Here is a 25,571-nt window from a genome sequence, read left to right on the forward strand (position 1 = left end):
CCTCCTAACAGTTCAAGCGAATAAGACGGCAGATCTGCTCTTCCGTCTCTTGCCAGTAGATTTCGTAATGGGTATACAAACCGCTAAGGATGTACCAACACAGCAGCAGACCCACAAGGAGCGCAAACGAGAAGCCAAGCGAGAAGATGTTAAGCTGCGGCGCAGCACGAGTCATCACGCCAAACGAGAGGTTCACGGTGAGCAGTGCAATAATGCCTGAGAGCGATACCGCGAGTGAGGCTTTAAACATAATACCAAGCCACAAGGCTAACTCGCGATAATCGACCGTAGTGAGTGAGCCGCTGCCAATCGGCAAGCTTTTAAAGCTAAACACCACCAGTTGGATCATTTTTAAATGACCATCACTGGAGAGAAAAAACAGCGTGGCCAACAGCATAAACATCTGACCCAGTAACGGTGTATTTTGTCCATTGGCAGGGTCAACCATAGAGGCAAAACCCAAGCTCGATTGCATACCGAGAATTTGACCAAGCATGACAAAGATTTGCACCAAAAACTGGGTAACCATGCCCATCGCCATGCCAATCACAATCTGTTCAAAGGTGATCATGAATCCTTGCAGTGAGAGCAAAGCGATATCGGAAGGCACAGCAGGAATGGCTGGCATCACAGCAAAGGTTAAAGCTAACCCCAAATAAAGACGCACACGCGCAGGCACAAAACGCGCGCCAGTGACCGTCATCACCATCAACATGGCCGCAATACGCGTGTACGGCCAAAAATAATTAGCGATGAAATCGAGGACGACACTGGCTGGATACTCCATAAGTGCTCCTAGTACAGAACCTGCGGCAAGCGCTCAATCATGCTGTAGAAAAAGTCCATCAGCATTTGCGTCATCCAATGCCCAAAGAACATCAACGCTAATAAGGTGATGATCAAACGCGGCAAAAAACTCAGTGTCTGTTCGTTAATCGAGGTCGCGGCCTGAAAAATCGCAACCACGAGACCAATCAGCAAGCTAGGGATGATAATGGCACACACCATAATCAGCACCAGCCAGAGTGATTCTTTGAACAGTTCGACAAATATCTCTGGTGTCATGTTGCTTCCCCGCTACAAGGCAAAACTGCCCGCCAAGGTCGACAGGATCAAGTTCCAGCCATCCACCAACACGAACAACATCAATTTAAAAGGTAGAGAAACAATCATAGGCGAGAGCATCATCATACCCATCGCCATGAGTACCGAAGCCACCACCAAGTCGATGATCAAAAACGGCAAAAACAGCATAAAACCAATCTGGAACGCGGTTTTTAACTCCGACGTGATAAAGGCAGGAATGAGCACCGCCATGGAGACTTGCTCCGGAGCAGTCACTTGAGCGCCCGACATTTCAACGAAGGTTTCCAGATCTTTAACTCGGGTCTGCTTGAGCATGAAGGCCTTCATTGGCTCTTGCGCTAAATCAAACGCTTGGCGCGCAGAGATCTGTTCATTGAGATAAGGCTGCACCGCTTGCTCATTAATCTGGTTAAACACTGGCGCCATAATGAAAAACGTCAGAAATAGCGCAATACCAATAATCACTTGGTTGGAAGGCGTTTGTTGTAAACCCATGGCTTGCCGCAGAATTGACATCACCACCACAATGCGAGTGAATGAGGTCATCAAGATGACCATAGCAGGCAGGAAGCCCAACATGGTCATCAGTGCCAGAATTTGCAGGTTTATCGAGTAATCTTCACTGCCATCCGGATTGGTGGTCATGGTGAAAGCGGGAATGCCACTCCCCCCGCTGCTACTGCCCAACGCGATGGTTTTGGCGTTACCTTGTTCTTTTTCAAGTGCGGTAACGGTGACAGAAGATGCCCCCGCCGCAGTCGATGGAATTCCGGTATTGAGTGGTTCTTCAGCAAAAGCGAGCGAAGCAAAACCTAGCATGCCGGAGAGCAGCCAAGTGAGTAACCCAGTTGTCAACCAAGAGGTCAAATTAAGTCTTTGAGTCCGTTTCATTTTTTTTCAGTAGCTGCATCAACTGGTTAGAAAAAGGGGTTGCAGGCAGCTCCTCCTGTGTGAGTGGATTATCGAGTTTGGCCAACAGTTGAATCGACTGAGTGGTCACCCCAATCAGATACTGCTCTTCGCCCACTTGAATGATCATCACCCGCTCTCGGGTACCAACGGGCAGTTGTTTGACAATACTCAGCCCTTTTTGCTGACCGAAGGCAGGAACCCGCATTCTCTTGAGTAGCCAAGCCAGTAAAAGGATCAGGGCAATAACGAACAAAAGCGACCCAAAAGTGGTCGCCAAATCCAGTTGGCTGCTGGTTGCAGCCAACCCAGGAACAGGGATAAGAATCAGAGCCGCCAATTTTCGCATTGGCTATCTCAGTTTCTTGATACGTTCAGTCTGGCTGATTACGTCGGTCAAGCGGATACCGAACTTATCGTTCACCACTACCACTTCGCCATGCGCAATCAGCGTGCCGTTAACCATCACATCCAGTGATTCACCCGCAATACGATCTAGCTCAACCACCGAACCTTGGTTCAATTGCAGCAGGTTACGGATACTGATTTTAGAACGCCCGACTTCCATCGAAATGGTCACTGGAATATCCATAATGGTATCCAGCTTGCGGCGTTCGTCATCACTGATCGGTGGCGCAGTATTTTTTAACTCTTCAAGCGGTGCGGCTAAGATTTCATCCACATCAATATCGGGCGCATTCGGATCTTCACCTAGTGCTGCTGCCCACTCTTCAGCCAATCTTTCATCTTCGCTTTTTGCCATCTTCAACTACCTATTGGTTCTGATCTTCATTCGCTGGGTGACAGCGAGGTCATCCTAATCACGTGTAACGGGTTACTCGATTTCGTCTTCTTCTGCGTTTTCAAACTCGGCCATAATATCTTTGCCGAGGAAAGCGAGATCCGTTTTCACCACATCAGGGCGTTTGATTTTTTCGGAAACTTGTACTGCGAGCTTCTCTCCGGAGCGACCCATTTTAACGCGGTAAGTCGGTAACTCTTCAACAAACATCACCGCGTGTTCTGGCATTTTGATCGGTATAACATCACCAACTTGCAACTCCATCAAATCACGCAGCGCAATATCCATTTCCAGTAGGTTCACTCGGAAATTGACCGGCACATCCATGATCTCCTCACGCAGCGCGGTGCTCCAACGCACGTCGGTTTCCATTTTGTCTGACTGTACACCCGCATCAAGCAGTTCACGGATTGGCTCAACCATGGAATACGGCATCACCATGTGGAAATCACCACCGCCGCCATCCACTTCAACGTGGAAAGAGCTGACTACAATCACTTCCGTCGGACTGACAATGTTCGCCATACTCGGGTTCACTTCGGAATCGAGGTATTCAAACTCAACCCCCATCACCGGAGACCACGCTTCTTTGTAGTCAGCAAACACGATTTTGAGCAGCAGTTGAATAACGCGTCGCTCGGTCGGGGTAAATTCACGGCCTTCAATCCGCGCATGGTAACGACCATCGCCGCCGAAGAAGTTCTCAACCAGAATAAACACCAAGCGCGCTTCCATGGTCACCAAAGCGGTGCCTTTTAAGGGACGAAAACGCACCATGTTCAAACTGGTAGGGACATACAAGGTGTTTTGGTATTCACCAAACTTCATCATCTGTACGCCGTTGATCGATACTTCAGCGGTTTTGCGCAGCATGTTGAAGAGACTGATGCGTAGGTGGCGAGCAAAACGTTCATTGATCAGCTCCAGAGTCGGCATTCGACCCCGGACGATACGATCTTGGGAAGAAAAATCGAAGTTTACCGCGCCGGGGACCGACTTGGGTAATTCCTCTTCTTCCTCATCGACACTATCGACACCATGGAGCAGCGCATCAATTTCGTCTTGGCTTAATAAATCAGTCACATTTCACCTATTGCATTACAAAATCGGTAAACAGCACTTTTTCAATAATCGGCTTACCTACGGCTTGGTTAAGTGCCGCTTTGATGTCTTCAGTCGCTTTGTCGCGCAATTCAATACGTCCGTTAGGCGTACGTAGCTGTTCAACAGTCGCCGAAGCAAAAGTGGCCAACAAGGTGCTTTCCACTAAAGGGGAATGGTAACGGGCTAAATTCTCGTTTTCGCTGCCCCGTACCATCAACTGCACTTTGATTTGTACCATGCGATCTTTTGCATCACCCGTAACATTAAACACAAACGGCTGAGCAATGTTGACGTAAGAGACAGGGTCGGCAGGTGTCGCAGCTTGCTCTGTTTTCTGCTCAGCTTGCGCTGCGGCCTCTTCACCACCGGATCCCATCATAAAAAATGCCGCACCACCACCGCCAGCCAGTAATACCACGGCGGCGATAATGATGATCAACAATTTCTTTTTCCCTTTGGGGGCATCCGCAACTTGTTCTTCTTCGGCCATAATTGCCTCTGTATGTGGTTAATTTTGTATAAGTTTAAGCGTAATAACTGATTCCATCACGCTTTGTTGCCACATTCAAATCAAGTTTGACGTCGGTATCAAGGTTTTCTTCGCTATTATGCTGTTCGTTGCGTGCAGTTTGACCAAAACCCGACTGCTCTTGCCCTGCATAACGCTGTTGTTGTCCTGCACTTTGTTGTTGAACAGAGGTATCCCCCAATTGAACTCCCTGTTGAGCTAGCATTTCACGCAGTCTTGGCATGGTTTGTTCTAACGCATCACGCGCGTGTTGGTTCGCCACTGTGAAATGCACGGTGGCACCATCACCTTGCATGTTCATACGAATATGCATCCGCCCCATTTCGGGAGGATCAAGCCGAATATCGATATTCTTCAGGTTTTTGGACATCATCACCTGTACCCGTTCCGCAAGCTGATCCGCGGCCATCTCTTTATTGAGATGTAAAGGGGTTGCATTGGCTTGCACGGCTTGCGATTCCGCGCGATGTAATGCCTGATTTTGTCCCACACCCTGACCTGCAGCAGCGGCAATTTGCTGCGCTAACCCTTCATGCCCCGATTCGTTGGTTACGCGGCGCTCATCTCCCCCCGCCAAAGCACGTCCACCTAATGCGGTGAGCATCGCTGAACTGGCTGCCAGTTCTGGATTAACGGTTGAAGCAGGGTTGACCATAGGATTCACCGCCACAGCCTGTGGTGCAAGAGCAGCCATATCAACGGGGGTTACCGCCGTTGGGTTTACTGGCACAGCGGTGCTTGCCGCCTGTTGCGCTGCCAAGTGTGCAGGTGTGATTCCTTGTGCAATGGATTGCCCCGACGGATTAGGGGTAAGCGTTTTGGTTTTACCACCTTCTTCTAGCAGCGCTTTCAATTCTGGAGATACTGCGGCAAGTTCATGTTCCGTTGGTGCTTGTGTCGCCCATGGAATCGCCACTTTGCCACTCTCAGCAACCGAAGTTTCAGCCGTCAATGCATCGTTTATCGTTGGCGTTATGCCATGCACCGGCGCTTGAACCTGTGCTGCAGTACTCGGTGTTTTGGCTTTGATCATAAGTTGATTGTCAACCAACGCGGCTTCAGATTTCCCTACGTTGGAAGAAGCGACTTGCGTAGCATCGATTGGTATATCCTCAGCGACGGTGCTTGCTGGCTGATTTTTCACCACACTCACACCGGTTATCGCGCCACCTAACAACGCGGCAGCCATCAGCTCATCTTGTGTTTTTTCATCTTCACTAGCTTGCGCAACCGCCGCATTCTTTAACTCGTCAGACGTAGGCTTCGCGCCTTGCGCGGCAAGCACACGTGCCTCCGATGATGGGGCTTGGGCAGTTATTTCGGCAGATAACGACTCATTTTCTGCCAGCTCAGTTGTGTGTTTATCTAGCGCTTGACCATGCTGCACAGGCAAAGTTTTGCCGTTTGTTTTTGAAAGCACTTGATTAGATTCTTGTAAGCGACCAAGTATTTTGTCGCCCTCGCTCATGGCTTGTGCGGTTTTGCGTTGTAGCTCATCGCTGACCTGTACATCATCGACCGCCTCTGATGGTTTAACCCATTTAGCGAGCGAAACCGGCACTGGCGTATTCGAGCTATCTTGAGCTTGATTGGTTTGCGCAGACTTGGCGGAGGTGGCCTCTCCTTTTTCTAATGGAGTCGCTTTTTGATCGGGCTTTACCGCGGCCGCATTCGTGCTTTCATCACTGGTTGTGTCCAGATCCGTAGCGCTAAGCAAAGCGTCATCCATCTCTGCCGTTAACGCTGGCTCAATGTCGGAACTCATTCCGGCATCCGCGGTGACCTCTGCGTCTTCAACCTGAGTCGCACTGGCGGCAGGCTCATCCGATGAGGTTTTGCTACCGAAAATAAGAGCGTGTAACTGCGCAAAAAAGCCACCAGAGGCTTCGGTTTCTACCGTATCCGTACTGACTGCGCCGCTTTTAGCCACAGAGGCGACTTTGCCCGGTTCAACCGGAGGGGTGAGATTCACATTCATATTCGCTACTCGCACAGTGGGATTTGAACTTAGGCGTAACCAACGGCGGCAACCCCATATTGTTCAACTCATCGGTAACCATGGGGAATTTATCCCCTTTACAGGAAACCTAGCAAGAAATACGCCAAATAGCCTGTTTATAACGAAGGAATAGAGGAAGAAGATGGCAGCGCGATGCTGGCACGAACATTAAGAGGAAAGACGTCGGCGGTTGAACATCAGCGTTGAAAACTCATCCATCTGTTTCTGCTCACGTTTTTCCTGAAGCAGCTGACGCTCCGACTGTTTTTTCTCAAGCAGCCATTGATACGACTTACGCTTTTGGCGCATGCTCAGCCAGTGTTGTTCACAGTTTTCGACTTGTAGACGGAAGTGCTGCTCGGCACTTTTCTGTTTGGCTAAGGTTTCATCAAGCTGAGTCAGGAAGCGATTGAGGTGACCATACTGGCTGGCCGTTAAACCCGATTGACCGCGCTCCACCAACTGCTGGCAATACTCCAAACGGTACTGCTCAATTTGGCGTAACTGATGGTAATAACTCTCTAGCTCGCTACGCGCTTTGCTGAGTGCTAATACGGCTTTGTCTTCCCCTTCTTGAGCTTGCTCAAGCAGAAAATCTAACGCGTTATCCATTCAACGGCTCCGAGCTATGAACTGAGCACATGGCGCAGCATATTAACGCACATGTCATAAGGCACTGTTTCTTTCATTCCCTGCTGCAAATACTGATCCAACTTAGGCTTGAGGGTGAAAGCCGCATCAATCGCCTTATCGGTCCCCGGCTTATAAGCCCCAATCGATACCAAATCTTGGTTCTTACGACAGACCGAGAGAATTTGCCGCACGGCTTTAGACATCAGTAGATGTTCATCGGTGGTGATCTGTGGCATGACCCGACTGACGGATTTTTCGACATCAATCGCGGGATAATGCCCCGCATCGGCCATTTCACGAGACAGGACAATGTGACCATCCAGAATCGCACGTGAAGCATCAGCGATCGGATCTTGTAAGTCATCCCCTTCGGTTAATACTGTGAAGAAAGCCGTAATGGATCCCTGATGTGGACCACCGTTCCCAGCTCGCTCAACGAGAGCTGGAAGTTTAGCAAACACGGAAGGCGGATAACCTTTGGTAGCGGGTGGCTCACCGACCGACAAAGCAATTTCCCGCTGCGCTTGGGCAAAACGGGTTAACGAATCCATCAGCAGAAGAACATCTAAGCCTTGGTCTCGGAAATATTCAGCAATAGTCAGAGCGGTTTGGCAGCCTTTTAAACGCATCAATGGTGATGAATCGGCGGGAGCCGCGACGACAACCGAACGCTGACGCCCATCAACCCCGAGGATCTCTTCGATAAATTCTTTCACTTCGCGTCCCCGTTCACCAATCAACCCAACCACGACGACTTGCGCGGTAGTACCTCGGGTCATCATGCCGAGCGTGACCGATTTACCCACACCGGAGCCTGCAAACAAGCCAATCCGCTGTCCTTTGCCGACCGTCAGTAAACCGTTAATGGCTTTAAGCCCAACATCCAAAGGCTCGCTGATTGGTTTACGCGCCAGTGGGTTAATCGGTGCGGCATTCAAGGAAGCGCGTTGTTCGGTGTAAATCGAGCCAAGACCATCAAGCGGATTGCCAACACCGTCAATCACTCGACCGAGCAGCTCCATTCCCACGGGTAAACCCGATTCAGACGTAATCGGCGTAACTTTAGCTCCCGGTAGGACACCGATGATCTGTTCGCTTGGCATGAGAAAAAGATTCTCACCCGAAAACCCGACCACCTCGGCTTCCATTTCCCCCGTCATGGTTTGTACTTTACACAAACTGCCCACTGGCGCCTTGCAGCCAGTGGCCTCCAACGTGAGGCCGACCACACGCACCAGTTTGCCTGAAGCCATGGGTCTGGTGGTATGTCCTTCGACTTTATACTGGGCAAGACGATCCGCTAAAGCCAACATCGCTTACTCTCCCGGATGATGGCGGTTAATACCGCAGAAGCTTTTCAGTACACTACGAATCCGCTCTTCCATTCGGTAGCTAACACTCGATTCTCCCGCTTCAATCTGCACATCGCCGCGACTTAACGCCGGCTCGCTGAGTAGAGTCCAGTTGCGGGTTTCGATTTCTTGTTCGCCATACGCTTGGCGAATGATCTCGACATCTTCAGGATTGAGTTTGAGGGTAATCGCGTGGCCAGCAATCGGCAACGACTCAACAGAAGCTTTCACGGTATCAAGGATCACTTGCGGATTGGTTTGCACTTCCACGTGCACCACTTCTTTGGTGAGCGCGAGTACCATATCCACCAACTGCTTTTCCACTTGCGCATTGAGCAGATCAAGGGGCTGGGCAAACTGATTCGCCAGCGCCATAAAGTTTTTGACATGCTCTTGTATCAAGGCTTGTCCTTCGGCAATCCCGTCTTGGTAGCCTTGCGTCTGACCTTCTTGATGTCCGGTTTGGAACCCTTCCGCTTTGCCTTGCTCAAGACCTTGCTGATAACCCTCCGCATGGCCTTGCTCAAAACCTTCTTGCTGAGCCGCAGTACGGATCAACGCAATTTCTTCTTCAGTTAATTCGTGTTCGACTTCCAGATCGGGTTCATCAAAATTGGGAATCCAACCCGGATCGTAGTTGAAGGCGGTCTGCTTTGCCGCTTTATGGCTCTCAGCACCGTAATCAGGTAGTCCCCAACGTTGAGGAGTGACAGTCGCATCGTCTGCGCCTGGGCGAATAAAACCGCGCTTTCTTTCACCAGACATTGTGATCCTTAATCATGCAGCAAGTTTAAGGTCAATAAACCTATCGATGTGAAACGGATCGGCTTACGCCGACCCGTATCGATTACAAGAATTCGTCAGCACCGCCGCCTAGCATGATTTCGCCGTTATCGGCCATGCGACGAGCAATCGCCAAGATCTCTTTCTGTGCGGTTTCCACATCCGATACTTTGATCGGTGGCATCGCTTCCAGATCGTCTTTCATCATCTCAGCAGCACGCTTCGACATGTTCTTGAAGATTTTCTCACGCAGTGCATCGTCGGCCCCTTTGAGGGCTTTTTGCAAGACGTCTTGTGGCACGTCACGCAGCAATTTTTGGATGCCTTGATCGTCGACTTCGACCAAGTTTTCGAACACGAACATCAAATCTTGGATTTGGGTCGCCAAATCCTCGTCTTGTTCGCGCATCTGATCCATCAACACGCTTTCGATGTTGTTGTCCAGGTAGTTCATGATATCGGCAGCCGCTTTCAAGCCACCAATTTTGGCGGCTTGCGCGCCAGCTTGACCCGCAAACTGTTTCTCCATGATTTCGTTCAACTCGGCCAGTGCAGAAGGTTGTACCTCTTCCAAGTTGGCGATACGCATCAACAAATCAAGACGGTCACGCTCTGCGAACTGCGCCAAGATTTCCGCCGATTGATCCGGCTCAAGGTAGGACAGTACGATGGTTTGGATCTGCGGGTGCTCGTTAACAATAATGCTCGCCACCTGACGTGGATCCATCCATTTAAGGGAATCCAAACCTTTAGAACCCGTACCAAGCAGAATTTGATCCACCAAGTTATTGGCTTTATCCGCCCCCAACGCCGCCACCAAGGCATTACGTAAGAAGTCTTCGCTGCCCATACCGATGTTGGTGTATTTCTGAATGTCTTCCAAAAAGGCGCGATGTACCGCTGACACTTTGGTTTGACTTAAGTCTTTGGCACGCGCCATGGCGCTACCCACACGCTGAACCTGTTTAGGTTCAAGGTGACGAATAATGCCAGCGGCATCTTCTTCATTGAGGCTGAGCAGAAGAATCGCGGCTTTTTCATCACCCGGGATCTCACTGATGTCAATGGTTGACTCAACCACTTCTCCACCATCTTTATTATCTTTAGCCATTTTGCATCCAGTTCTTCACCACTTGAGCCGCGAGTTCTGGCTCGTTTGCCACCAAAGCACGCACCGCTTTCAGTACGTCCTCATCTTTGTGGAGATTAGGCAGGTCAATGCCGGAACCAAATTCGAACAATTCACCACTGTCGATTTCGCTACCGATCAAGCTAGTTTCACCATCCGCTCCGATAGGCATACCGTCCGGACCATACATTTGTTCGTCCGAATCTGCGGTTGGGTTGATAAGTTTTTTCATCGCTGGGCGTACCAAGACCAACACCACAATGATGATCACAAGCGCACTGGCTAGCCAACGAACCCAGTCGTTGAAGTTTGGATTCTCCCAGATTGGCACATCCGCAATCTGTTCTACTTCCGGCTCAGCAAATGGCATGCTTAACACATTCAGTAAATCCCCACGATTTTCACTATAGCCTACCGTGCCGATCAGGATCTGACGAATCGAGTTGATTTCAGCTTCACTCAATGGGGTGTAAGTGACTTCACCCGTATCTGGATTAACACTCGAACGGCTTTTCACTGCTACAGCGACGGTTTGGCGATTCACGACACCCGATTGTTTACGTTCGTGGCTAATAGTGGTATCGAGTTCGAAGTTGCGCGTGGCTTCTTTGTGTACAGAGCCTTGGCCAAGTACCGAGCCATCTTTCATCTGCGCGACATCTTGTGGAATTGATGCATCGGCTGGAGGTTGGTTGCTGAGCGCACCAGGAACACCTGCCACCACATTACCGTTGTTGAAATCTTCTAACGTGTACTCACTGCGTGTCGCCGGAGTATTGGGATCAAACACTTTACGAGTTTGTTCAACTGCGCTGAAATCAAGCTCAATATCCACCTGAGCGGTGTAGTTACCTAAACCCAAAATCGGGATCAACACCGAGTCAATTTTTCCGCGTAACGCCTCTTCTTGCTGCTTTTCTAACTCTTGTTCTTTACGGCGGGCAGCCGATACCGGATCTTGTGAGCCTGAGCTGAGCAAGCGACCATGTTGATCGGTCACGGTGACACGGCTCGGTTTCATACCGGGTACCGCACTGGCCACCATATCGACCACCGCATCAATTTCTTCTTGTTTGAGGTTAGCGCCCGTACGCAAACTGAGAAAAACCGAAGCTGAGGCTTCTTGGTTTTGGCGTACGAAGACACTCTGTTTAGGCAGCGCGAGCAGAACGCGAGCTTTGTTTATCTGGCGCATTTCTTCAATGGCTTTTGCCAATTGACGCTCACGACTCAGTTTCAAGCGCTCTTGTTCCAAGCGTTGTGAAACACCAAACCCCATGTCTTGCATTAGTATTTCATCGCCCGCTTGGCGCTCTTGGTTTAATCCAGCACGCACCATGGACAATTTCAGGCTGTTGTAATCACTCACCGGCACCAAAATGGTGTTACCGTCGAGTTTGTATTGCTGTTTTTGCTGATCGAGATAATCCAGTACTGGGATCAATTCTTCGGTTTCATACGCACCAAGTGGACGCATATCCGGTTCACGAACCCAGAAGAACAACATAACGATGAGCGCAACACAGATAGAAATGGAGAGCACCAGTACCACTTGGCGCAATAAATCGAGATCACCAACGGTAAAGTCCATTTTGCTGCTTTTTTCGTTGATGTCTGGATTTTGCGTATCGTGGTCAAGGTCCGAGCTCGCCATTAAGGCGTGCTCACCACTACTGTTGGTCAACGCAAGATCGGTTGTTTGTTTATCATCAGCCACAATTTGCTACCCAAGTTATACTGGCATGTTCATCAATTCTTTGTACGCTTCTACCAATTTGTTACGTACTTGAATGGTGGCTTCAAACGCCACACTCGACTTATTGCGGGCGATCATCACGTCGGAAAGAGAGACGCCTTCATCGCCACGATCAAAGCGCATTTGCAAATCGCTTGAGGTCTTTTGTAGGCCGTTCACGTTGTTGATCGCGTTATTCAGCATTGCGCTAAAGTCTGCGCCAACTTTCTGACCTGTTGATGCGGGTTGAGTGTTCATCGCTTCGAACATCATCGCTTGCATTTCGCTGTTTAAACCGTCAAGTCTCATTGCTACCTCTGATGCCAATTCTTTGACTCAAAATTTCCATTCCTAACTCTAAAGAGCAATTTATATGCCATGCCCTCATCCTGGGATATCAATTCCAGCATCACGCATTTTAGCGAGCTTATAACGCAAGGTTCGTGGGCTGATACCAAGCTTCTCAGCCATCTCTTTACGACGCCCCTGACATTCGGCCAAGGTATCAAGAATGATCGCAAACTCTTGATCGCGGAGTTCCCCCCCCAATCCTGAACTTGGCGTTCCCGTACTCTGCACACTGGAGCCTTGAACCAAAGGTTTAAACACTTCAGGCTCAGCTACCGGTTTAATTTGCGGAGCGGCAACCGATTCACCCGCGACGACTTGTTGTAGGCTGCTGGCGTCATGCCAATCTACGCCTTCAAGCAAAATGTGCTCACTCGTAATATGGCCGTTCTCGCTTAAAATCAGCGCTCGCTGCACCACATTATCCAATTCACGTACATTGCCCGGCCAAGAATAATGCAAAAGTTTATTCACTGCATTAGGTTCAATACTCGGAACGGGTAAACCCAACTTTTTACAGTGACGTTCAATCAAATGATTCGCCAGTGGTTCAATGTCGTCTTTACGTTCACACAGGGCTGGCCACGTTAATGGGAACACATTCAGACGATAGTATAAATCTTCACGGAAATTCCCCGCTTGTACATACTGTTTCAAGTCACGGTTACTGGTGGCAAGTACACGAACATCCAACTTGATGCTTTTACGGCTACCTAAGCGCTCCACTTCACGCTCTTGCAGCACACGCAGTAACTTAGCTTGTAGGTTCAGATCCATTTCACTGATTTCATCAAGTAAAATGGTGCCGCCTTGTGCCTGTTCGAACTTACCGGGGCAGGCTTGTACCGCCCCCGTAAAGGCGCCTTTTTCATAACCAAACAGTGTCGCTTCCAGCATGTTGTCAGGGATCGCCGCGCAGTTTATCGCGATAAATGGCCCCTCTTTACGCGGTGATGCGTTGTGGATATAACGCGACATCACCTCTTTACCGGAACCACTGGGACCTAAAATCATCACGTTAGCATCGGTTTTCGCGACCTTTTCTGCTAAGGCAAGCAGTTTTAGGCTTTTGGCATCCGCGACCACCGCATCACCATTGTCATCGGATTTAACCGGAGCATAACGGCTGACCATATTCAGCAGCACTTCTGGTGCAAAAGGTTTTGCCATGTAATCAATGGCACCGTCTTTCATCGCGGAAACCGCATCTTGAATATTGGCGTAGGCCGTCATCAGTAACACGGGTAGGTTCGGCCAATGCTGCTTGATACTGCGTAACAGAGCTAAGCCGCCCATGCCAGCCATTTGCACATCAGAAACCACAATATCCACACTGTTAGACTTGAGTTTGAGTAAAGCGTCTTCCGCGCAATCGGCTTCTAGCCACTCATAACCCGCTAAAGCTAAGGTGTCGATCAATGCTTCGCGAAGACCTTCATCATCTTCTACGATTAAGACTTTGCTTTGAGCCATCTTCACTCTCCAGTCTCTGAGTTTGAGCTATCTACCTGACGTTCAAGGGGAATGCACATGGTAAAACAAGCACCTTCCCCCTCCTTGGATATCAGTTCTAATCGCCCACCATGGGCGCGACACACCATTTGCACTACCGCTAAGCCAAGGCCAGTGCCTTGGGAGCGAGTGGTAAAAAAGGGTTCCATAATTTTGTGCTGCAAAGATTCAGGCACTCCAGGGCCGTTATCTTGCACTGAAATTTTGAGTTCACCATTCACGGGGCGGAAAAACACATCAATTTGTGAGCCTTTGCCAGCAATTTGCACCGCATTCATCACTAAGTTACTGAGAGCAGAGGCTAATGCGTTGGCGTTCCCCAAAAGCATGGTCTCTTCACTTTCGACTTCCTGGCCATAATCGATCTGGCTATTTTTTAGCGCCGTTTCCACCATCGGCATAAATTCGCAAGCCAGATCACCAATTGAAAAAGGTGCGACCACTTTATTATCGCCCCCTTTGGCAAACAGCAGCATGTCGTTAACTTGCTTTTCAAGATCATGTAGCCGATCGACAAGCTTGCTTTGAAAACGCTCGCGCGTTGCCGGCGGAAGATTTGGTGCAGCAAGATTAGCGGCATACAACATGGCACTGGAAAGTGGCGTGCGCACTTGGTGTGCAAGAGAGGCGACCATACGACCGAGTGAAGAAAGCCGTTGTAAATCACTGACCCGTGACTGCAATAACCGTGTTTCCGTTAAATCGGTGATGAGGATAAGCTGCCCTGTGGTTGAAGCTGAAATCGCCAAACGGACTTTACGGCCATTACGCAGTGAGATTTCATGCCCATCATCTTCTCTAGGTGCAAACGCAATTTGGATCACGCTATACCATCTTTCTCCCACCAAGGGGACATCCAACAAGCGCTGCGCTTCAGGGTTGGCTTCACGCACGATGCCTTGAGTATCAAGCAAAATGACCCCTGCGGGCATCACATCCAATACTTGTTTATAGCGCTCAACTTGATCTTCTAACGAGTCCAAATGGGAATGCTGCTCTTGCACTGCGCTGCTCATCATTCACTCTCTGTCTTAAAATGCAACAATGGCTTGACACGCAAGAGTCATGCCAAGCCATTTTATTTAAAAATCAACATGTTACCAATGCCAATATATTGACTATGGGTTTTCTTAGCGTTGCATGTTGTATTTGCGCATTTTCTCAACCAAGGTGGTACGCCGCATACCCAGCATATCTGCCGCCCGCGCAACAACGCCACCTTGCGCTTCTAACGCTTGATTGATCAGATTCACTTCTAGATCCGCCAACAGCTCTTTCAGATTCACCCCTTCAGGGGGTAACGCTTGTGGCGCATCGATATCGGCTGCGAACTCATGCGGCTCTTCAAAGTTGAAATCTTCTGAAAAAATGCCTTCCAGAACATCGCGCTCCTGCTCCTCAACCGAGCTAAATCGGCTAGGTTCAGGCTGGAATTCAGGAATATCGCTGTAGCGGTACTTGGTCGGCAAGTGGTTAACATCCACCAAACTATTGGGATAGAGGATCACCATACGCTCAACCAAGTTAGCTAATTCACGCACATTCCCTGGCCAATCGTGTTCCATCATCGAATTGATAGCACGAGGAGTGAAGCAGATCGGTTGCGCACCTTCCGCCTCCATACGCGTCATCAATTCTTGCAGTAGCAAAGGAATATCATCAATGCGATCGCGCAGAGCTGGCATTTCGATCGGAAAAACGTTTAAGCGATAGTAAAGATCTTCACGGAATTTCTGATCATCGATCATCTCTTCTAAGTTGCGGTGTGTCGCCGCAATCACGCGAACATTCGCTTTAATGGTGCAATTACCGCCCACCCGTTCAAAACAGCGCTCTTGTAACACGCGCAGCAGTTTTACCTGCATACTCATTGGCATGTCGCCAATTTCGTCTAAAAACAGCGTGCCGCCTTCAGCCAGTTCGAAACGCCCTTTCCGTGAGGTAATCGCCCCCGTAAATGCGCCTTTTTCATGCCCAAACAGTTCGCTTTCTAGCAGTTCTGCAGGAATGGCTCCACAGTTAATCGGCACAAAAGGGCCATTGCGGCGTCCTGAGTGGTAGTGGATATTGCGAGCGACCACTTCTTTGCCCGTGCCCGATTCTCCGAGGATCAGGACATTGGCTTCAGTCGTCGACACTTGTTCAATCAGATGACGAACTTCTTGGATCCCCATGCTTTGCCCAACAAGGCTACGAAACAGGGTGTTTTTACGTGCCGTCGCAAGAACTTGAAAGCCTTTACGTCCAAGAAACTCTTTACAGTGGCGTAGTGCTTCACTCAACTGTGGATAGTTAAGAGGAAAATCTAATTCGCCAACGTAATTGGGAAACTCTTCTAAGGAATAAGACTGCTTATTCGCCATCAATAGCGGAATATGGTTTGCTTTGGTCAAAGATTGAATTAATTCTTGAGAAAGCGCTTGACCACGCAACGAACCTAAAATACATCCCGCCCACACCGCAGACCAATTGACTTGGGCAAGCTGAGTAGACTCAATGACCTCACACTGCTCTCCTACAAATTCTAAAATAACACTGAGATTGAGCCGGATCGCGGCATCGTCCTCAATCACAAGTAGTTTCGCTAAACTCTGCATAGGTGAGATTATTTGCCTTTATTATAAGAAGTTGTGGTTGCACCCGTTGAACATCATTTTCAGGTGATTCATTTTTGTTATATAACCTGAATAAACGATAGACAATTTGTGGAAATCAGCAACAAAAAAAGCCACTTGGCTAGTTAGTGGCTTCTATTCTATTTAAATCGGCAAATAAGGCAACCAAGCATTTGCTGGGTGTGATATCCGTTAAAAGTTTCCCTGACGGAAATCAAATACCCACTTCAGCGGCGGTCAAATTGTGGAATTCAGGCGGAATTTGATCCCAAGCTGATTTTATTTCACGAATGATCTCAATCACGTCATCCAGCATTTGTGGATCATTTTTATGGTTAGCTTGGGTAATTTGGTTGACCATAAAGTCATACAGTTGATCGAGATTTTTAGCGATATCGCCGCCATCTTCCATCGATAAGCAACTGCGCAGGCTGATGATGATATCCAGCGCCTTACCTAAGCGCTCGCCCTTTTGTGGAATGTTGCCCTGCTGCATTGCCGCCTTACCTTGGATAAGACGCTCAATGGCTCCCGCCATTAACATTTGGACTATTTTATGCGGTGAGGCCGCACTTAGCTGGCTATCCACTGATACTTTTTTGTACGCCTGTAAAGAACCACGCATAGTCTTCCTCTTATAAAAACTTTTTGTATTGTTGAACGGATTTATTTCCGTGGCGATATTTATGAAGAGTTTGACCAATCGCCGCCGTTTTTAACTGCATCTGTTCAACAAGTTGTTGGGTATTACCAATTGCCTCGCGCCATAAATCGGATTGAGCCCATTCTGGGTGCTCGGCTAAATAGCCTAACAAGCTATGCAATAGCTGTTCCCTGTTATCGACCAACTGCAAAATATCTTCAGCATGAATATCATCTTCAGCCAGAAGAGTTGTTATTTGTTGATCAAGATCACTTAAATATTGCAGTTGTGCTTCCACATTAACCACCTAACGCATTCATCATGCCTGCAAGCTGGGATTGCATTTTCCCAGTAGCATCTTGCATGGCGCTGAATTTCGCGTGAGTACGCTTCTCTAAGCTGTCCATGCGGCGATCTAAAGCGCGCTGATCATCATCCAGTCGATAGGTTTGCTCTGTCAGAGTTTTTTCGCGCGTTCGGATGGAACCAGTCACTCCCGTCATGCTCGAAATGGCATCTTCGACTCGTTTGGCAAAGCCTTGATTACCGCCAAAAAAATCACCCAACTTGGTGAAGTTACTGTTTAACTGGCGGTTGAGCATATCATAGTTGATTTCCAACGTCCCTTGTCGAGTCGTTGTGATGCCGAACTCCGTCAATGATTTTAGGTTATCTGGTGCTTGTTCGATGCTTGCCGAGAAAGCCGTTTTTAAGCGTGAGTCGGCACTGCGTACAATGCTGTCTCCGGCTAGTGGCCCTGCTTGCCCGGTTCGAGGGTCAACCCCTGCCAGTTCTTTGCTGGTTTGGAAAAATTGGTTATAGGCCGCCACAAACTGTTCAATGTCGGTACGCACCCGATCGCGATCATACTCAATGCCGATTTCGGCGGGAGTTTGGTTGCGCTCCGTCTTGCCTTTGAGGGTTAAGTTTACGCCTTCAATGGCATTTTCAATGATGTTGTTATTGCTTGATAAGGTGGCAACACCATCCAGTACAACCATGGAGTCTTGCGCCGATTGCACTTCTGTCATGCCGCCATAGCCATCAAACGCCGTCTGCGCCGCATCGAGCGCGGCTTGTGCTTTTTCGACTTGCTCGATGTAGGCACGCTCTTCAGGGCTGAGCTTGGCTCGTGCCTGAGCTTTAGCCTCTTCTGGGGTCATTTTTCCGCTGCGAATTGCCGCTTCAATATCGGCTTTCTCTTGCGCCAGTTTCTGCTCTAATTTTTGCTGCGCTTCTTTGGGCGTCACGTAAGAATCGAGCAGTGTACCAGATGCGGTATTACTCCAACCTGGGACATCTGAGGCTTTTTCACTGCCTTTGGCATCGAGTTCTTCCTCGGGTTCCCAATAGGAATCGAGTAAAGTGCCGGAAGCCGTTTCACTCCAACCTGGAATTCGGTCTTCTGGTTTGAGGTATTTTTTTGCTTCACTTGCCGCACTGGCTGCCGCTTTAACTGCATTATCGGTGAGTTCACCGGCATTGGCAGCCGTATCTGTCGCGTTAGCGCCTTGCGCCGTTTGTGCCGCATTGCGAATTTCTTGTGCAACTTCTTGATCCACTAACCGTGCAGCATCGCCGATCTTTTCTGCAACTTTCGCTGCTACTTTCTGCTGTTCAGGTGTCAGTGGGTTAATTAATTGCTGCGCTTGAGCACGTGCTTTTTCCAGATCGCGGACCCGCTGCTCAAGCGTTTTGTATTCGAGTTGTTTGAGAGGATTGCCAGGCTCAGCTTGAGCCGACATTTTTACACTGTTGTCTTTCCCCGATACGTTAGAGGCAACAATCAGCCGTGGCCCTTCCACATCGTTAATGATGGAGGCCCGCACGCCCGGGTTGGACTTTTCACCGTTTATTCCACGGACAATATCAACCAGTTTGGAATTGGCTTGTACATCTAGCGTAAAACTTTTATCCCCCAATGAAATTTGCAGCTTGCCTGGGCCAAACTTTGCATCTTTATCTAACACTTCAGAGGCAATTTTATGGCTTTGAGCAAGCTGCAACACATCGACGGAATAGTTGCCAGCGATCGCTTCCGTGGTGGCAGTCGCGGAGACAACCTTTTCATCACTGGTATCGACTTTGCGCACAGCAAAAGCCTTCTCCTGACGAAACTGGGTCATCAGATTTTTCATCGTATCCAGCGACTCTCTGAGCCGACCATAGGCACTGATACTGGTATCAATGTTGGTGCGCTCATTGTCAATGCGTTGCTGCTTGGGTACGCGCTCCGCACTGACAATTTTGCTGACCATGCCATTGATATCAAAGCCAGTATTCATCCCCATCGGGCCTAAACTCATTCAATCACCTCAAAAACACATTCACACCTTTGCCATCAGTAAACCGGATCGATGATCCTGTTCACGGGCAAGGCGACGCAGTACTTCAAGCATCTCTTCCTCGGGGATTTGACGAATGATATCACCCGTCGAAGCTTCGTAGATGGTAACCACCTCGCGCCCGGATTCTTGATCCAATCTGAAAGACAGGCCTTTGTTGATAGATTTCACGAACTCGTTCATTTGATCCACCATTTTGGCAAGTTGCTCCTCGTTGAGACGTTGGCGCTGCCTAGCATGCTCCATAGCCGTATCAACCGATTCTTGCTGCTTTGCCCTGGCCTGCTCAGAAAAGTGTTCAGATGATTTATCTGCACGCGAAACCGAGCGGCTGTTCTCCCCTGAAAGCGAAACGCTTTTTGCATTATCGTTTTCTGAAGCAATTTTAATGCCACTTTGTGAGCCGTAAGGCTGGATGTTCGATGCGTAGGATGGTATTTCCATAACAATCTCCCTTCCACCTTATAAGTAACATTAACTGCAAGTTACTTACTAGCTCGAATGAGCTTAAAGGGTTACCCCAATAAGCTCAGAGCTGCAGATGGTGACTGCTTCGCTTGCGCCAACACAGAAGTACTCGCTTGTTGCAATATCTGCGCTTTCGTCATCGCCGTGGTTTCACGAGCATAATCGGTATCACGGATACGGCTGCGAGACGCATTGACGTTCTCGTTGACGTTATCCAAGTTACTGATCGCGTGACCGAATCGGTTCTGGAACGCACCCAATGAAGCGCGTTGGCTATCCACCGCTTTCAGTGCACCGTCCAATACCGAAACCGCTTCTTGTGAACCCGCAACGGTCGAAACATCGATATTCGCCACAGTCACATCACGACCGGCGTCAAAGCCGATTTCACCGCCCAGTCCACCGCCAATCGTCACATCACCGTTCACTTTTTGCGATGAAGCAAACAGCTGCATTTTGCCGTTTTCACCCACAGAGGCTTTAACGTCATCCGTTTGGCCGTTGATGTAGGTCGCGAGCTCTTCTAAGTCGTCACCCTGTTTGGCATTAATGGTTACTTCACGTGCTTCACCCTGTTTATTAGTGTAGTTCAGGGTTAAGTCGGTTGCCGCGCCTACGCGCCAGTCTGCGGCCTTCCCCTCTTGAGCACGGTAACTTCTGCCTCCCATTGCTTGGGTATCCGAGCGCATACTGCCCATGCTGAGCATGACAGCTTCACCGGAATCCGCACCGATCTGGAACGATTTGTTACCAAAGGAGCCGTTGAGCAGTTTGTTACCACCAAATGAAGTGGTTTCTGCAATACGGTTTAGCTCATCATTGAGGGCGGACACTTCTTCTTGAATCGCTCGGCGTTCAGAAGAGGAGTTCGAACCGTTAGAGGATTGCAACGAGAGGTCGCGCATCCGTTGTAAGATGTTGGTCGTTTCATTCATCGCCCCTTCAGCAGTTTGGGCGATAGAAATACCATCGTTGGCGTTTTTCACCGCCATATCCAAACCACGACTTTGCGATGTTAAACGGTTAGAAATTTGCAGACCTGCGGCATCGTCCCGAGCACTGTTGATTTTATAGCCGGACGACAAACGCTCCATCGATTTCTGCATGCCATCAGCAGCGCCATTTAGATAGCGCTGAGCGGTCATGGCAGACACGTTCGTGTTTACATTAATTGCCATATTGATCTCCTTAGGCGGATAAGTTGGTAAACCTCGGTGTCTCTCACCTCACGTCGGTTTACCTCATTTCTCTCGTATCCTGTAACGGCGAGAAATAAATATCCTTTAGAGAAATTTCAGGCTTTTTTTCGAAAAAAGAAAATCCCCTCCACTTTCGTGAAGTTAGGCACTGAATTAATGAAATCGGATGTAATAAAAAATCCAACCGAAGCTGGATTTTTTGGCGGTGTGGGTGTGATTAACCCAACAGGCTGAGTGCGGCGTTTGGCGCTTGTTTGGCTTGGGCCAGCACAGAGCTTGATGCTTGAGACAGGATTTGCGATTTGGTAAGAGCGGTCGTCTCTTTCGCGAAATCGGTGTCTTTGATACGGCTCTTAGAAGCATTCACGTTTTCGTTAATGTTATCCAAGTTGCTGATTGCATGGCTGAATCGGTTTTGGAACGCACCCAGTTCAGCGCGATGGCTATCTACATATTTCAGTGCAGAGTCGATAACCGCTACAGATTGTTGCGCGCCACCTACTGAAGTTACATCGATAGTATCAACCGTTTCACCAGTACCTGCTTGCATGTTCAGTGCACCCGCTAGGCCACCAGAGAATGCGACATCACCGGTTACTTTGTTGTTACCAGCAAAGATTTGTAGCTGACCTTTCTCGTTGACCGACGCTTTCACCATGTCGGTTTGACCGTTGATGTAAGTCGCCACTTCTTCGATGTCATCGCCTTCTTTGGCATTAACGGTAATGGTTTGGTCTTGACCGTCGATGTCTTTCAGCGTGAAAGTGATGTCGTTCGCACCTGCGGCTACTTTCCAGTCTTTGTCTTTGCTTTCAGTCGCAACGTAGCTGGTACCACCCATCATACGGTTATCACTGCGCATGTCTTTCAGGGTCAGCATTACCGCTTCACCGTTGTCGGCACCGATTTGGAACGACTTGGTTGAGAAAGTACCGTTCAGTAGTTTATTACCACCGAATGAGGTGGTTTCAGCCACACGGTTCAATTCATCGTTCAGCGCGGTGATCTCTTCTTGGATGGCCACGCGGTCAGCTTTAGAGTTTGAGCCGTTTGCCGATTGCAGTGACAAATCACGCATACGTTGCAGAATGTTGGTGGTTTCATTCATCGCGCCTTCTGCGGTTTGAGCAATTGAAATACCATCATTCGCGTTGCGTACTGCCACATCCAGACCGCGGCTTTGTACATTCAAGCGGTTAGAAATTTGTAGGCCTGCAGCATCATCTTTAGCGCTATTGATTTTAAAGCCTGAAGATAGACGCTCCATTGAAGTTTGTTGTGCGTTAGTTGCACCAGTCAAATAACGTTGAGCGGTCATTGCTGCTACGTTGGTATTTACATTTACTGCCATGGTGATTTCTCCAATTGATTTTCCGATGTATCCGGTTTCCGACGTCTCGGAAAACCAAAGTAGTTCTCTCAAAGTTACCTTTTATAACGGCGTGGTTTTTAAATCCTTTAGGGAAAATTTTCGATTTTTTAAGAAAAAAGTTTGTTTGGCGATAAATTAGGCATCAAACACATAAAATGCACAAAAAGTGCACTTTAGCACTCAAGGTTTCTCAACGGCGGACGATAAGGTGGGCTTATTCTTTAGTTACGCAGCAAAAACAACACGAATTTTGGCTGGCGTTTCGCTTGAGCCAGTACAGATGTACTGACCTGCTGCAAGATCTGCTGCTTAATCATTTGTGTGGTTTCTTTGGCGTAATCGGCATCTTTAATCCGACTATTAGACGCGGCCAAGTTTTCATGCACGTTATCAAGATTGCTGATCGCATGATGAAAGCGATTTTGCATCGCACCCAATTCAGAACGGTGTCCATCGACATATTTCAGTGCCGTATCAATGACAGAAACAGCACGCTGTGCGCCGCCTGCACTGCTGATATCGAGATTATCCACCGCTTCATACCCCAACAAGTTAAGTTGTAACTCATTGGCGAGGCTACCACCAAACGCCAAGGTTCCTGAGGTTTCTTTCCCCGCGATGTAAAGCTGGAGCTGCCCCTTTTCATTGACGGAGGCCGAAACTTTATCGGTTTGTCCGTTAATATAAGTGGCCAATTCCTCAATATCATCCCCTTCCTTGGCTTGGATCTGAATGTTCTCATTCTCACCTTGCGCATTGACGTAGTTAATATTGAGTTGTTGCTTACCTTTCGCGACTTGCCACTTTTTATCTGCCATTGCGGCGGCAACATAACTAAAGCCACCCATATCCAAACTGTCGGATCGCATATTGCGCAGTGAAAGCTGTACCGCCTCACCACTGCTGGCTCCAATTTGGAAACTGGCTTTGACAAACTGACCATTAAGCAGTTTTCGCCCCGCAAAAGAGGTGGTTTCAGCAATTCGATTCAATTCATCATTTAAAGCGGCCATTTCCTCTTGTAATGCGGTTCTATCTGCGGCGCTATTCGAGCCATTCGCGGATTGTAAAGAGAGGTCGCGCATACGTTGCAATAGTTGAGTGGTTTCCTGCATTGCCCCTTCTGCAGTCTGCATGATCGAAATACCATCGTTGGCATTACGTACAGCAATACTGAGGCCCCGCATTTGCGTTTCCAGACGGTTCGAGATCTGTAGTCCCGCAGCATCATCTTTGGCGCTGTTAATACGGTTACCAGAGGAAAGGCGCCCCAGAGATTGATTGAGCATCTCGGACGCAGAATTAAGATGTCGCTGTGCTACCAGCGCTGACACATTGGTGTTTACCGTCATGGCCATGGCTGCTGCACTCCTTACACTATTGCTTACTTGTTCTTTTATCGGTGCGAGCTGCGTTTTCTTTAATCAAAAAACCGAGCACTGGGCTCGGCTTTTGTATGAAACATATGCAACAGTGTTGCATTACTGATTTTTCAGCTCTAGCGTTTGCAACATCACTTGCGATGGCGCAAAGAAATAAGCCCCTGTCACAGCTTTGGTAAAGCGCAGCAGTTGGTCTGTTTTGCCATCGGTCACACCATACATGCTTTCCAGCATGGTTTTGAAATTATGCAGTGTGTGACAGTAAGCAATAAACAGTAGGCCGTGATCGCCGCTCACGCTACCATACGGCAGGCTGTGACGAACAATCTTCAATCCTTTGCCTTCTTCTTTAATATCCACTCGGCCCACATGCGAAGCGGCCGGAACATTCTCCAGCTCGACAGAATCGGGCTTAGTACGGCCAATCACTTTTTCTTGTGCCGCTAAGTTGAGTCGGCTCCACGCGGGCAGGTTGTGCACAAAGCGTTGCACCATCACATAACTGCCACCTGCAAATTCTCCATCGGCTACCAAAGCAACCTCTGCACGTTTCTCCGCTTTCGGGTTTTCTGTGCCGTCGATAAAGCCGGTCATGTCGCGCGCATCTAAATAACGGAAACCGTAGGTTTCGTCTACCACTTCAATATCTTCAGCGATATCACTGATCCCTTTACGCAGGGCATAAAACAGTAAGTCGTGGCGCGTCGAGTGACAATGGATCAGCACATCCACATCCGTGCTTGGCGCGTGAGTTTCGCCCTCACCCAGCTCAGGAAAATCAATCAGTTCTGGTGGCGACGCCATCTCAAAATGGCTCCAAAAACCTTTGCTGAACGCGACAGAAACCGTCAGATCTGCTCCCGGCTGATTTTGATTGATTTCCTCAACTAACGCAGGCAGCGCTTTAAGTGCTTGCAAAACATTCGCGTGGTTTTGACGAACTTTAATCAGTGTGTACAGGGCAAATGGGCCAGCTTCCGGCACGATTGCAGTCTGTGACTTAAACATAATGAGTCCTCACTTTTAGGTTTTGCTCAGTGTAATAAAAAGTTAAATCCCTACGTTGATGATGATCATACCTTGTCTAACACGGGGATTTGTAAACTGTCTTTGACGTGGCGGCTCTGTACAAGATAAATGCCAAACCACAGCAGCAAGACCAACGTTAGCGCATTCGCCCAGTGAAATGCGCCCTGCTGCAAATAAACATGGAAAGCCGTTTGAATAGCCTGACCGATGACAGTCAACAAAGTCATTGCACGACCTTGAGCCACGATTCGGTTGACCCATCCACGTTGTGAGTTACGCAACGTAATCAACCACATCAAGCTGAGAATAGGCACGCCCATCGCCAATCCTACATAAAGCAACGAATGATCAGGATAGATTAAAGACAGCAAACGCGAACCATGTTCGCGGCTCACTCCTGCCATCACAAACATGACCCAAGCCCGAATAAGAAACAGCCATCCTAGCCATAGCCATAGCGGCGCTTTTAAAAATCCTTGGCTATCATACTGTTCTAGCGAATAACGCACGGGGTTCTCTACTGATAAATCACGGGCTTTCCACTCTAGCGCAATTCATCCAAATGACCACTGCTAATTCTTGAGAAGCGCCATTTTT

25 protein-coding genes and 2 pseudogenes are annotated in these 25,571 nt (G+C 48.8%); all 27 read right to left on the minus strand.

All coding sequences use genetic code 11. The features are described 5' to 3' along the window. Positions 1–4: 4 nt before the first annotated feature. Positions 5–787, minus strand: coding sequence for a flagellar biosynthetic protein FliR (gene fliR, locus MKA69_RS00710; RefSeq protein ID WP_000456296.1), 783 nt, complete (start codon positions 785–787; stop codon positions 5–7). A gap of 8 nt (positions 788–795) precedes the next feature. Further along, positions 796–1,065 carry a flagellar biosynthesis protein FliQ gene (fliQ, locus tag MKA69_RS00715; RefSeq protein WP_000187050.1) on the minus strand — a complete coding sequence of 90 codons (270 nt, stop codon included), beginning with the start codon at positions 1,063–1,065 and terminating at the stop codon, positions 796–798. Between the two features lie 12 nt (positions 1,066–1,077). Continuing rightward, positions 1,078–1,977: a flagellar type III secretion system pore protein FliP gene (gene fliP / locus MKA69_RS00720; RefSeq protein ID WP_000831832.1), complete on the minus strand. Its 900-nt coding sequence runs from the start codon at positions 1,975–1,977 to the stop codon at positions 1,078–1,080. After that, on the minus strand, positions 1,955–2,344 hold the full coding sequence (fliO, locus tag MKA69_RS00725) for a flagellar biosynthetic protein FliO (RefSeq protein ID WP_001228186.1): 390 nt from the start codon (positions 2,342–2,344) through the stop codon (positions 1,955–1,957). Before fliO ends, fliP begins: the two co-directional genes overlap by 23 nt. 3 nt (positions 2,345–2,347) lie before the next feature. After that, positions 2,348–2,758: a flagellar motor switch protein FliN gene (gene fliN / locus MKA69_RS00730; protein WP_001129784.1), complete on the minus strand. Its 411-nt coding sequence runs from the start codon at positions 2,756–2,758 to the stop codon at positions 2,348–2,350. A 72-nt stretch (positions 2,759–2,830) separates the two neighbouring features. Further along, a complete protein-coding gene (gene fliM / locus MKA69_RS00735) occupies positions 2,831–3,880 on the minus strand; it encodes a flagellar motor switch protein FliM (protein ID WP_000130776.1) in 1,050 nt (349 codons plus the stop codon). Between the two features lie 7 nt (positions 3,881–3,887). Beyond that, the gene (fliL, locus tag MKA69_RS00740) at positions 3,888–4,391 is read right to left on the minus strand and encodes a flagellar basal body-associated protein FliL (RefSeq protein ID WP_000796920.1); all 504 of its coding nucleotides are present in this window, start codon (positions 4,389–4,391) and stop codon (positions 3,888–3,890) included. Positions 4,392–4,425: 34 nt separating this feature from the next. Then, positions 4,426–5,376 (minus strand): annotated as a pseudogene (locus MKA69_RS18170) (flagellar hook-length control protein FliK); the annotation flags it as partial. A 416-nt stretch (positions 5,377–5,792) separates the two neighbouring features. Beyond that, positions 5,793–6,408, minus strand: a pseudogene (locus MKA69_RS18175) (flagellar hook-length control protein FliK); the annotation flags it as partial. Positions 6,409–6,597: 189 nt separating this feature from the next. Continuing rightward, the gene (gene fliJ / locus MKA69_RS00750) at positions 6,598–7,041 is read right to left on the minus strand and encodes a flagellar export protein FliJ (protein ID WP_000367974.1); all 444 of its coding nucleotides are present in this window, start codon (positions 7,039–7,041) and stop codon (positions 6,598–6,600) included. 14 nt (positions 7,042–7,055) lie between these two features. Next, the gene (fliI, locus tag MKA69_RS00755) at positions 7,056–8,375 is read right to left on the minus strand and encodes a flagellar protein export ATPase FliI (protein WP_305847360.1); all 1,320 of its coding nucleotides are present in this window, start codon (positions 8,373–8,375) and stop codon (positions 7,056–7,058) included. A gap of 3 nt (positions 8,376–8,378) precedes the next feature. Beyond that, on the minus strand, positions 8,379–9,179 hold the full coding sequence (gene fliH, locus MKA69_RS00760; protein ID WP_305847361.1) for a flagellar assembly protein FliH: 801 nt from the start codon (positions 9,177–9,179) through the stop codon (positions 8,379–8,381). Positions 9,180–9,261: 82 nt separating this feature from the next. Beyond that, positions 9,262–10,308, minus strand: a complete 1,047-nt coding sequence (gene fliG / locus MKA69_RS00765) for a flagellar motor switch protein FliG (RefSeq protein WP_001030087.1) — start codon at positions 10,306–10,308, stop codon at positions 9,262–9,264. Next, entirely contained in the window at positions 10,301–12,043 is a 1,743-nt protein-coding gene (fliF, locus tag MKA69_RS00770; protein ID WP_305847362.1) for a flagellar basal-body MS-ring/collar protein FliF, read from the minus strand. Before fliF ends, fliG begins: the two co-directional genes overlap by 8 nt. Before the next feature lie 15 nt (positions 12,044–12,058). Next, complete coding sequence (gene fliE, locus MKA69_RS00775) at positions 12,059–12,370, minus strand: flagellar hook-basal body complex protein FliE (protein WP_032469616.1); 312 nt, start codon at positions 12,368–12,370, stop codon at positions 12,059–12,061. Between the two features lie 75 nt (positions 12,371–12,445). Beyond that, entirely contained in the window at positions 12,446–13,882 is a 1,437-nt protein-coding gene (locus tag MKA69_RS00780; RefSeq protein ID WP_055028010.1) for a sigma-54 dependent transcriptional regulator, read from the minus strand. Between the two features lie 2 nt (positions 13,883–13,884). Beyond that, the gene (locus tag MKA69_RS00785) at positions 13,885–14,940 is read right to left on the minus strand and encodes a PAS domain-containing sensor histidine kinase (protein ID WP_009355173.1); all 1,056 of its coding nucleotides are present in this window, start codon (positions 14,938–14,940) and stop codon (positions 13,885–13,887) included. A 111-nt stretch (positions 14,941–15,051) separates the two neighbouring features. Then, complete coding sequence (locus MKA69_RS00790) at positions 15,052–16,518, minus strand: sigma-54 dependent transcriptional regulator (RefSeq protein ID WP_055029941.1); 1,467 nt, start codon at positions 16,516–16,518, stop codon at positions 15,052–15,054. Between the two features lie 232 nt (positions 16,519–16,750). Next, on the minus strand, positions 16,751–17,161 hold the full coding sequence (fliS, locus tag MKA69_RS00795) for a flagellar export chaperone FliS (RefSeq protein WP_001214987.1): 411 nt from the start codon (positions 17,159–17,161) through the stop codon (positions 16,751–16,753). 10 nt (positions 17,162–17,171) lie between these two features. Beyond that, a complete protein-coding gene (locus MKA69_RS00800) occupies positions 17,172–17,477 on the minus strand; it encodes a flagellar protein FliT (protein WP_009355174.1) in 306 nt (101 codons plus the stop codon). A gap of 1 nt (position 17,478) precedes the next feature. Continuing rightward, on the minus strand, positions 17,479–19,485 hold the full coding sequence (gene fliD, locus MKA69_RS00805; protein WP_000052027.1) for a flagellar filament capping protein FliD: 2,007 nt from the start codon (positions 19,483–19,485) through the stop codon (positions 17,479–17,481). A gap of 21 nt (positions 19,486–19,506) precedes the next feature. Beyond that, positions 19,507–19,968 (minus strand): flagellar protein FlaG, encoded by a 462-nt coding sequence (flaG, locus tag MKA69_RS00810; protein ID WP_000405328.1) that lies wholly within the window; start codon positions 19,966–19,968, stop codon positions 19,507–19,509. Positions 19,969–20,039: 71 nt separating this feature from the next. Further along, positions 20,040–21,170, minus strand: coding sequence for a flagellin (locus MKA69_RS00815; RefSeq protein ID WP_095458643.1), 1,131 nt, complete (start codon positions 21,168–21,170; stop codon positions 20,040–20,042). A 238-nt stretch (positions 21,171–21,408) separates the two neighbouring features. Continuing rightward, positions 21,409–22,542 carry a flagellin gene (locus tag MKA69_RS00820; protein WP_055029940.1) on the minus strand — a complete coding sequence of 378 codons (1,134 nt, stop codon included), beginning with the start codon at positions 22,540–22,542 and terminating at the stop codon, positions 21,409–21,411. A gap of 242 nt (positions 22,543–22,784) precedes the next feature. Next, positions 22,785–23,921, minus strand: coding sequence for a flagellin (locus MKA69_RS00825; RefSeq protein WP_001251954.1), 1,137 nt, complete (start codon positions 23,919–23,921; stop codon positions 22,785–22,787). Positions 23,922–24,044: 123 nt separating this feature from the next. After that, entirely contained in the window at positions 24,045–24,953 is a 909-nt protein-coding gene (locus MKA69_RS00830; RefSeq protein WP_055032912.1) for a Dyp-type peroxidase, read from the minus strand. Positions 24,954–25,018: 65 nt separating this feature from the next. Next, positions 25,019–25,483, minus strand: a complete 465-nt coding sequence (locus MKA69_RS00835) for a DUF2919 domain-containing protein (RefSeq protein ID WP_009355175.1) — start codon at positions 25,481–25,483, stop codon at positions 25,019–25,021. Between the last annotated feature and the right edge of the window lie 88 nt (positions 25,484–25,571).

This window comes from Vibrio sp. AH4 (assembly GCF_030710545.1).
Taxonomy (GTDB): domain Bacteria; phylum Pseudomonadota; class Gammaproteobacteria; order Enterobacterales; family Vibrionaceae; genus Vibrio; species Vibrio metoecus.